General features: G+C 69.6%; 14 protein-coding genes and 1 pseudogene. 9 read left to right on the top strand and 6 right to left on the bottom strand.

The annotated features are described in order from the left end of the window. The 3 genes from IE108_RS35065 to IE108_RS34470 form a co-directional block, all read left to right on the top strand. A partial coding sequence (locus IE108_RS35065; RefSeq protein WP_373297100.1) for an RRQRL motif-containing zinc-binding protein occupies positions 1–323 on the top strand: 323 nt, incomplete at its 5' end. Positions 324–532: 209 nt separating this feature from the next. Next, entirely contained in the window at positions 533–1,207 is a 675-nt protein-coding gene (locus tag IE108_RS34475) for a GGDEF domain-containing protein (protein WP_159394677.1), read from the top strand. Positions 1,208–1,579: 372 nt separating this feature from the next. Then, positions 1,580–2,050 (top strand): Pycsar system effector family protein, encoded by a 471-nt coding sequence (locus IE108_RS34470; RefSeq protein ID WP_064732461.1) that lies wholly within the window; start codon positions 1,580–1,582, stop codon positions 2,048–2,050. Between the two features lie 135 nt (positions 2,051–2,185). Here the strand turns inward: IE108_RS34470 and IE108_RS34465 are convergent, their stop codons facing one another. Together IE108_RS34465 and IE108_RS34460 are read right to left on the bottom strand one after the other, a co-directional pair. Beyond that, positions 2,186–3,202, bottom strand: a complete 1,017-nt coding sequence (locus IE108_RS34465; RefSeq protein WP_064732462.1) for a ParB/RepB/Spo0J family partition protein — start codon at positions 3,200–3,202, stop codon at positions 2,186–2,188. Further along, positions 3,199–4,347, bottom strand: coding sequence for a ParA family protein (locus IE108_RS34460; RefSeq protein WP_064732542.1), 1,149 nt, complete (start codon positions 4,345–4,347; stop codon positions 3,199–3,201). Before IE108_RS34460 ends, IE108_RS34465 begins: the two co-directional genes overlap by 4 nt. Before the next feature lie 198 nt (positions 4,348–4,545). On the opposite strand from IE108_RS34460, the gene IE108_RS34455 reads away from it, so the two are divergent. Next, entirely contained in the window at positions 4,546–4,887 is a 342-nt protein-coding gene (locus IE108_RS34455) for a hypothetical protein (protein WP_064732543.1), read from the top strand. A 99-nt stretch (positions 4,888–4,986) separates the two neighbouring features. Further along, positions 4,987–5,181: a hypothetical protein gene (locus tag IE108_RS34450; RefSeq protein WP_064732463.1), complete on the top strand. Its 195-nt coding sequence runs from the start codon at positions 4,987–4,989 to the stop codon at positions 5,179–5,181. On the opposite strand, the gene IE108_RS34445 is transcribed toward IE108_RS34450, so the two are convergent. Continuing rightward, entirely contained in the window at positions 5,178–5,516 is a 339-nt protein-coding gene (locus tag IE108_RS34445; RefSeq protein WP_064732464.1) for a DUF6233 domain-containing protein, read from the bottom strand. The two genes, IE108_RS34450 and IE108_RS34445, sit on opposite strands and share 4 nt — an antisense overlap. Positions 5,517–5,577: 61 nt before the next feature. On the opposite strand from IE108_RS34445, the gene IE108_RS34440 reads away from it, so the two are divergent. The 4 genes from IE108_RS34440 (at position 5,578) to IE108_RS34425 (ending at position 7,026) form a co-directional block, all read left to right on the top strand. After that, entirely contained in the window at positions 5,578–5,955 is a 378-nt protein-coding gene (locus IE108_RS34440) for a hypothetical protein (protein WP_064732465.1), read from the top strand. Between the two features lie 341 nt (positions 5,956–6,296). Then, positions 6,297–6,506 (top strand): hypothetical protein, encoded by a 210-nt coding sequence (locus IE108_RS34435; RefSeq protein ID WP_064732466.1) that lies wholly within the window; start codon positions 6,297–6,299, stop codon positions 6,504–6,506. A gap of 52 nt (positions 6,507–6,558) precedes the next feature. Continuing rightward, the gene (locus IE108_RS34430; protein WP_064732467.1) at positions 6,559–6,783 is read left to right on the top strand and encodes a hypothetical protein; all 225 of its coding nucleotides are present in this window, start codon (positions 6,559–6,561) and stop codon (positions 6,781–6,783) included. Positions 6,784–6,825: 42 nt separating this feature from the next. Then, positions 6,826–7,026: a hypothetical protein gene (locus IE108_RS34425; RefSeq protein ID WP_229852752.1), complete on the top strand. Its 201-nt coding sequence runs from the start codon at positions 6,826–6,828 to the stop codon at positions 7,024–7,026. Between the two features lie 59 nt (positions 7,027–7,085). Here the strand turns inward: IE108_RS34425 and IE108_RS35060 are convergent. The 3 genes and pseudogenes from IE108_RS35060 to IE108_RS34415 all read right to left on the bottom strand — a co-directional run. Continuing rightward, positions 7,086–7,205, bottom strand: a pseudogene (locus IE108_RS35060) (restriction endonuclease); the annotation flags it as partial. A gap of 286 nt (positions 7,206–7,491) precedes the next feature. Then, on the bottom strand, positions 7,492–8,088 hold the full coding sequence (locus IE108_RS34420; protein WP_159394679.1) for a hypothetical protein: 597 nt from the start codon (positions 8,086–8,088) through the stop codon (positions 7,492–7,494). 25 nt (positions 8,089–8,113) lie between these two features. Continuing rightward, positions 8,114–8,707 (bottom strand): NucA/NucB deoxyribonuclease domain-containing protein (locus tag IE108_RS34415; RefSeq protein WP_444545610.1); only part of this gene is annotated, 594 nt, incomplete at its 5' end.

The following is an 8,707-nucleotide window of genomic DNA, read 5'->3' as shown; positions in this document are numbered from 1 at the left end:
GACTGCGCCCCGCCGGCCAAGACCCGGCCGCGATCCTGCGCTGCAAGGCCTGCGCCACCAGACCGGCCCGCACCTGCACCCGGCCTGCCTACCTCTACCGCGTCGACCTCGCGCAGCCGGTCCGCCCCATGACCCTCGCGATGGAGGCCGCCCTGGACGCCGCGATGGCCGCTCGCAGCACGTGCCCGAGGTGCCGCCGCCGCTATCACTACGTTCTGCCCCTGCGCACCCTGGGCTGCTGCCTTGAGTGCTTCGACGGCACCCCGGCCGACCCAGCCACGTACCTCCCGGCGCCCTCGCCGCCCCGCAGTCTCGCCGCCTGAGCCGACTAACGCTGTAGCCCGGGGCGGCGGCAGCATCGGCATCGGTACGCAGCCGCCCCGGGCGCTGCGGTCACGTCCCGCGGCCGCAGCGGCTCAGTATGCCTTCCCCTCCCGCACAGACAGCAGAGGCGCACCCCCACAAGAGCCTGGACAGCCACGGGGGTGCGCCTCTTCATTCCGCCCGCACGGGCGAGAACGGAGATCCCATCATGCCCGCTGCCGCCGTCTTACGTCAGCGTTCCCGCGCACTCGTCTTCGCGGCCACGGTGCCGCTCGCGCTCGCCGCCCTCGCCGACGACGTCCGCGTCCGCCGCCAGCTCCACGAGGCGCGCCTCGACCCGCTGTCCGGCCTGCCCGGCCGCGCCGACCTGCTCGCCCACACCAGCCGGCTGCTGAGCACCGCCAGCCGCGACGGCGTACACCTGATCATGCTGGACGGCAACGGCTTCAAGGCCGTCAATGACACCTACGGCCACACCACGGGAGACGCCGTCATCCACGCGATGGGCACCCGGCTGGCACGGTGGACGCAGCGCCGCCCGGCGCTGGCCGCCCGCCTCGGCGGCGATGAGTTCGGCGTCGTCGCAGTCCTGTCCTGCCGGTCCGCGCTCGCGGAGATCGCCGCCCTGCGCGACCAGGTCCAGCAGCCCGTGCACCACGACGGACACGCGCTGAACCTGACCGCGTCGTTCGGGACCGCGCGCGCCGCCGACCTGCCCGGCGAGCCCGCCGACCGCCTGCTGCGCGCAGCGGACACCGCCATGTACCGGGCCAAGCAGGGGCACGCCGCATTCCCCTCCCTGGCGGGCGTCGCGGACGCCTACGCCGACGCGGTCAACGGCCGCCGCGCGGGCCGTCCCGGCGCGCACCTGCCGCTCGCATGACGACGCGGCCGGCACGGCCGGCCGCCCGCCGTCCCTTCGCTGAGAAGGACTGCGGTGACGTCCCGCCGCCGGGAGCCCTGCTCGTCTGGCGCGACGGCCGGCACTACCTCCACGACGACGGCGCACCCTGCGTGCTCTGCCGAAAGCCCGCGCACCTGCGCTCCCACGCCGGTGAACCCGTGCACAAGATCTGTGCGGAAGCGTGGCTCACCGCGCACCCCGCCGAAGCACTCCGCGGCCGGTTCGTCTCCGACGCATAGCCACCCCCGTCATCGCACGCGGGCAGCTCGGATCCGGGAAGCCGTCACCGGGCCTGATCACGCGCGTGTTCCAGGAACTACCCGACTTCTACCCCTGAGGAGACCTGCCCGCATGACCATCACAACCCCGACCACGGCAACCGAGATGACTGACAGGAACCTGGACGCAGCGTGCTCCGCCGTCACCGGCGAGATCAGCCGGACGGACACGAAGGCCTCGCTCCTGCTCGCATTCAACGGTGCCGTCCTCGCCGGCCTCGCCTCCCTCGCCGACCGCGGCTTACCCACCGTCGCCAAAGCCGCCGGCGTCCTCGCCGTCCTCGCCCTGGGGGCCGCCGCCGTCCTGCTGCTCCTGGTCGTCCGCCCCCGCCTGGCAGGAGACGACCGCGCATCCTTCCCCCACTGGGCACGCCTCGACGACACCGAGATCCTCGCCGGCATGCACAGCGACCACCGCCCCGCCCGCATCCGCGTTCTTTCCACCATCGCCGTACGCAAGTTCACCCACCTACGACGCGCCGTCGACCTCACCCTGACCGCGCTGCTCCTGCTCGCCCCGGCTGCCGTCGGCCTCGCCCGCTGACACGACATCGGCCCCGTGCGATCCGCAGCATCTGCGGATCGCACGGGGCCTTCTCGCGTTTCCGGCCGGCCGATGCCAGCAAGATCATTCTTGCCCAATTGGGCAAGTCCTGCTCCTGCGGGGAACCTGCGAGTTTCAGCCCGCAGTCGAGCCGGTGAGGCTCTCCACGAGCAGCTCCGCGACCGTAGCCAGATCCTGCGGGGACAGCTGCTCCCTCAGCGCGGCCACGATGGTCTCCGGGGAACTACTAGCGATGACAAAGGCGGCCGACTCGGCCGCTCCTGCTGCCGGGGTATTAACGGCGTTAACGGTCTGCGGGGCCGCCGAATCCGGACCAGAGGATCCGGCACCGTTAACGGCGTTAACGGTCGGCTCCCCCCTGCCCTCCCCCAGCTGCCGACGTGGGGCACGCTGACGTGGCGTCTTCGCAGCAGCCATGGCCTCCTGCGCAGCGGGCGCCTGCTGCTCCTTCGGCAAGCGGCCGATGCGCCGGGCGGGCTCCACCTTCAGCTCGCCAGCCTCCACAGCCTCCTGAAGGTCCGGAGTGAGTTCCAGGAGCGCCAAGCGCTGCGACACCCACGCGGGCGTCTTCCCCAGCCGCTTGGCGACCTTGCCCTGTGACCCGTGCACACCGACCAGTTCCTGGATGGCCCGCGCCTGGTCCAGGGCCGGCACATCTACCCGGTGCACATTGGCGATGAGTGCCGACTCCAGGATGTCGGCGGCGGTGGCAGCCAGGTCATCGTTGACATCGATCCGCAGCTCGGTCAGCCCCGCCGCGGTGGCAGCCTTGAGCCTGCGGTTGCCATCGATGACCACGTAGTCGGCCGTTCCGATCTGCCCCTCTTGGTCGGAGTGAGCACCGAGGAAGGCGGCGCGTCGCACGACGGTGACCGGCTGGACCTGCCCTCGGACACGGAGCGACTCCGCGGTCTCTTCGATGTCGGTGTACTCGTCACGGGGATTGAAAGGGTTGTGCGCGAGGTCCGTCAGCGGCACCGAGGCCGGCGGGCGCTTGCCCTCGCCGTTCATGATCTGCTGACGTGTCCGCACGCGCCGGGGCGCCTCCGGCGAGCTGTCCTGTCCGTCCTCGTCCAGGGTGAAGCCGCGGGTCACGCGATCCGACTGGCCCTTGGGCTTGGTCTTCCTCATACCGCCAGTTCCTTAGCCAGGTCGCGCATAGCCTGCGCGTGCTCACTGTCGGGCGCGTACTCCAGCAACGGAATCTCCCCGTCCGCAGCCTCGCGCCCTTCCTTCAAGTCCCCGATCACCGCCAGCACTGCCGGCGAACTGCTGCGCTCCCACTGGTCACGGTTCTCCTTGACCAGCTTTCCGCGCCGGCTGTCGTAGGCGTTGATGACCAGGCCGAGGTAGTCGACCGTGATCCTTCCCTTGCGGCACAGGTCGTCCATCTGCGAGCGCAGCAGACGGAATGCGCGGTGGGACGCCTTGTTGGCCCACACCGGCGTGATGACGCCGGACCGGTCGGACAGCTCACCTTCGCGGCGCCGCACGTAGTACAGAGCGGTGTCCATGTTCAGGCCGAGACTGGGCGGGCCGTCGATGATGATGATGTCGTAGTCGCTCTCCAGCGGCTCCAGCGCACGCTCCAGGGCGGCCTCGCTGAACGACACCTTGGACAGGGCCACGTCCCGCAGGAAGGCATCGTCGCTCGCAGGCAGCAAGTGGAGACGCTCGCCGAAGCGTTCGTGATCCAGTGCGACCAGCAGGTCATGGATGTCGCCCTTGGCGGACCCGTCCATGTGCATGAGGAGCGTCTCGACGTCGTCCTCGTACATGAGGTCCTCGAAGCCGAGCTCCGCGGTGAGGTGCCCCTGCGGGTCGTAGTCGACGATCAGCACCCGGTGCCCCGCCTCCGCGAGCGCCTGAGCGACGCCGCTGGAGATGAACGTCTTTCCGACCCCGCCTTTCTGGTTGGCCACTATGACGCGAATGACCGGCTGCTCGGTGAGCGGCGTGGTGGGGGAGGGGTGCGCCTCTAGCCAGAGCGTCAACGCCTGCGCTAGCCCCTGGACATAGGTCACTCCGCGCTCGTTGCACGAGCTCTTGAACCGGTCCGGCTCCCCGACGGGGAGGAACGTCCCCCACGTCCGGGCACCGGAAGTCTCCACTTCGGGGAGGCTGTCCGCCGTGTACCAGGCCTTGATGGCGTGCTCAGCGGCGTCCTGGATGTCCATGCCGTGCTCGAAGGCACGGATCTTCAAATGCCTGCGCAACTGCGGGGTGAGAGCGGTGATTAGCTTCTCTCGCTCCCCCCGGGGACTCGGAATGCTCATGCGGCCGAACATTACTAGGTCGGATCAGCTTCAGACCCTATCCACGCCTTCTGAACGACCGAGGACCGCGCTGAAAGCCCGGCATCACCGCCTTGAGCAGGCGCAGCGGCGCTGAGCGCTCCCCGGGGGAGTGATCATCAAGCGCCAGCCGTGACCCACCCCGGCACGTCCCAAGTTGAGTTGGGCGTGACTCGACTGATGATCGCTGCCGCTACGGCAGCCGCCCTCGCCGCCTCCGCTCTGCTCCCCGCGGCTGCTGAAGCGGCCCCGGCCGCCACGCCAGCCAAGGCCTGCGCCACCAAGTGGAAGGCCAAGAAGCGCGTAGCCGTACGCCGCCCCGGCCCGAACGACGGACCGGTGGCCACGATGCGCTCGCCGATCCACCACCACCTGCGCAAGGGGCAGGTCGTCCGCTCGTGCGTTGTGGCCGTGGACCGGACCGTGAGCGGGCCGGCCTACCGGGCGTGCGGCGGCGAGGGGCACGTCTGGCGCATCGTGCCCGGAGGCCAGGTGCCGCAGAGCTGCCTCAAGCGGCTATAGGCCGACGGGGCCGGACGCTTCAAGCGTCCGGCCACCTCTCCCACTCCCTGGCTGTTCTTCCGGCGCGTGGGGCTCGCTGAGGCGGGGCAACGTAGGTGCATGAGCGGTCAGGGGCAGTGGGAGTACCGGTTCGCTTCGCTCGTCGTCGATGTGGGTGACTGGGATATGCAGGTCAACGACATGCTGGCTGCATGGGGGGCACAGGGCTGGGAGCCCGTGAACCATACGGCCTTGGCTGACCGTGAAGGGTTCCCGGTGCACTTCACCTTCCTGTTCCGTCACCGCGTCGCCTAGTCGAGCATGCGGAGTGCGGTGTCCGGCCGGCAGTGCGGGCAGGCTTTGGTGCCGTCCGCGAGGGCGCGGCGGGCCTGGTCCTGGCTGATGCCCTTGCTGTTCTTGCCCGTGTTCCAGCAGTCGCCGGCGTGGACGTAGACGGGCGGGCTGTGTCCGTTCAGGCCCTGTTCCAGGAGCCAGTCGGGTGGGGCTGGCCGTGCCTCGATGCCGCGCTGCCGTTCCGCGGCGATGCGTTCCTCGTCGGCGATCCACCGGCGGGTACGGGCCAGGTCGCGCAACTGCACGCGCTCAAGGAAGCGGAGCACGGCGAGACGCGTCGGACCTGGTTCGTTCACATGTTCTATTTTATGGTGTGCTGGTCAGGCAGCAAACCAGGGGTGGGTGAACGGAGCCGTCATGGAACCCGCCGACCTGCTCGCCCGGCACGGCGTCGACCCCGCCCGCCTGGACCAGGCCCCGGATCCGCCGGCCCGCCCGCAGACACTCGCCCGCGTCCAGGAGACGCCGCCCCGGGACTGTGTGGTGTGCGGGGCCATGGCAGCCACCAGCCGCGCCGTGGCATTCCCCCTCGCGGGAGCGCGCTGGGTGGACATGTGCTGGGAGCACCACATAGCGGTCCTCCACCGCCCCTCACGCGGGCCAGGGACGCTGGAGGGCATCGCCGCCGACCTGCGCGCCGTGGCGCGGGAGGCGGGCCTCCCGTGGGCAGAGACGGTGACGTTCTATTCTTCGTTCGAGGCGGCCATCGCGGCCTGCCGAGATGAGGAATCATGACTTCCCCTGTACCGCCCATCACCGAGCCCGACGTCTCCGCCCGGACCTGCCCCGGCGATGAGCGCGGCCCGTGCGCGGCGTGCCGCCGACCGACCCACAAGTACGGCCGGGGCGCCCGTTCGCCGCTGTGCGAGTACTGCGACGGCAGGGCAGTCGAGCGCTGGGGGCGGAAGTTGCGTGCCATCTGACTCGCGCTGAGCCCGTCAGCCGGGAGGCAAGATGGCCGATCCGGCCGTTCCGGTGGATAAATGCGGCCATCCTTATATGACGCAGACGTCTCGGACTCGCGTGCTGGCTACAACCTTGACCAGGGGCGTTCACTGAGCCGGTGGGGGTTGTGCGTGCTGACCATCAACGTTGCCGTGCTGCTGGCGGTCATCATCGTGGTGCGGCTGCGTCGGCGGACCGAAGCCCGCAGCCGCAACGACGAGAAGCTGACCGTTCTGGTCGTCCTGGTCTTCGGCATCCTCGTCGCGCCGACCGGATTCGGGCAGGGCGTGCTCGACGTCGTGGGGCAGCTGGCCTCCGGCATCAGCGACGCGGGCCGCTGACCTGCCTTACATGCGGCTCGCACTTCCGTGCTGGCAGGAGCACCCTGGAGGCGTGAGCCGCGCGCCCATCGTCGTGCACCGGCCCTCCGTCTCCGGGGGCCGCCGGGTCAGCGTGCACCGGCACGGCCGCGACGAAATCCTCGGCACTGCCTACAGCGATCACGACCTGGTGGTGTTCCTCGAAGGCGCCGGCATCGAGGATCCGGACGCGGTTCTCGATGACCGGCGGTGGGTGGAGTGGCGTGGTGGCCCGGCTCACGAATTCCGTGCCGCCTGAACCGCAGGCACGCAGAGCGAGCGGGCGTGGAAGGCATCAGGCATGACCTGGACGCTGCCCGAGCCGATGCTCACCGCTCCTGTGGCCAGCCCCGATCTGCCAGCGGGCGCCGCGGGGGAGCCCAAGTGGGACGGCTACCGTGCCCAGCTCGCCCGCTACGCGGGCGGCCGGGTACTGCTGCGCTCGCGGCAGGGCACGGACATGACCGCCGCGCTCCCCGGACGACGGCAGCCCGCCCGATGAAGCTCGGCCGTGATCGGGCTCGGAGCAATTTTCGACTTGGCTTGCGTAAGGGCGACGTCCAAGCGGTCTAGGCGTTCGTAGAGGGCGCGGACGAGTCGGGCGCGGTTCTGGACGCAGCGCATGGTGCCCTCGCTCGGCACGGACAGCCGGCCTTCTGCTTCGCGCAGGACGACGTCGGACGTCCCATTCGGCGTAGGGGCCGCCGTACACGCCACCCAACCCACGCTGGACCGCCCCGACGGTGCCGTCGTGCCACGGTCGCGCCTGCCGACTACGACGGGATCGAAGCCCCGGTCCTCGACCTCAATCGGTAGGCAGTCTGCAGCACATCGGCGTCAATCCCGCTGTATGGGTTTCATGTGCCCTGTGCGGCCGCTGATCATGGGGCTCAATCCGGCCGGCGAAGCATTGGCCGAAGTGGAAGGGATAGCAGGGCGGGGTCTACGTGACCCCGCCCTTGAGATTTCAGGCGTTGCGTCGGTGCAGCCTGTCGCTGGCTGCGCGTTTCCAGCCGTCCCCGGGTGCAGCTGGGGGAGCTACTTGTTCAGGCTGCTCGTGTGCGGCTTGGCGGGTGGTCTGCCCGTACCGGTCGCTGTGCCGGTACACCAGATCCGGCTCTTGTTGCCCGGGCCATACCTGGAGGAGGTAGTGTTCCAGAGGCTCTGTGACGTGAGCGTCATACGCGTGGTCACGACCGCGAGCGTGGACGCGGATGCGGTAATGGCCAGGCCCGAACGGTGTCAGCACCGGCAATTCGGGACGGTCATCCATCAAAGCGGCAACTCTCATGTGGCCGGAGACGGACTCGACGCTGTGTTCCACCACCTCGTCCCAGGCCTCAACGGAGCCTGGGGGCGGGACGGCGCGCCGGAACACTTCCACGGTCAGACTGACCGGGCCACTGTTGACACCCGTGAGAACGACGGCCAGCCCGGGCCTGGAGAAGATCAGACCGTTATCCGGTTGGAAGGACGGCTGTACGTATTCTCCTGGATCAGCCAGATGGAAGGCGTGGTACTCCACTTGTACGTGCCCGGACGCCTTCGCGACGAGTTCGCTCATAGCCGGCATGGTAGGGGCTGTCTGCTCAGGCGATGATGCGGATGCGGAACCGGTCCCGCTCAAGGACCCGGTTGTCGATGTAGAAGCGGTTCAGCAGACTGCCCGCGCTGCTGTTCTGGCCTGCGGGAATCATGCAGGCGCTCCAGCCCTTCGGGCCCGTGACGTTCTGGGGGAGGGCGCTGATCTGGCACCCGTCGAAGGTGCGCCCCGGCCAGGGACCAGCCGGTTGGCGCATTGATCCGGTGAAGGCTCCCTGCCAGGTGGAGCGGAAGGGGTACTCGTCACAGCTGTAGCCGGTCGGGCGCGGGTAGCCACCGCTGGACGTTTGGGGGCAGGCTGTGTCGCCGTTCTTGGTTCGAAGCGACGGGTGGGTCAGTCGTTGGAGCGGCTCACCGTCCGGGTAGGCGCCGGGGAGGCCCGATGCCTGAGCGTTCTGGATGTGGCGGGCGTAGGCCGGGTTGGGGCCGCTGAGGCTGACCGTGTCGACCGCGTCGTAGACGTGTATCACGCAGCCGATGGCGGAGGTGCCGGGCGTGGCGTTGTCGCAGCGGACATCGAACGGTGGCGCAGGCCTTGCAGCGCAGGATCGCGGCCGGGTCTTGGCCGGCGGGGCGCAGTC

Origin of the sequence: Streptomyces parvulus, from assembly GCF_014648855.1 — a bacterium.
In the GTDB taxonomy this organism is placed as follows: domain Bacteria; phylum Actinomycetota; class Actinomycetes; order Streptomycetales; family Streptomycetaceae; genus Streptomyces; species Streptomyces parvulus.
Note: the sequence above shows the minus strand (reverse complement) of the source record. Positions and strands in the feature narration are given on the sequence as shown.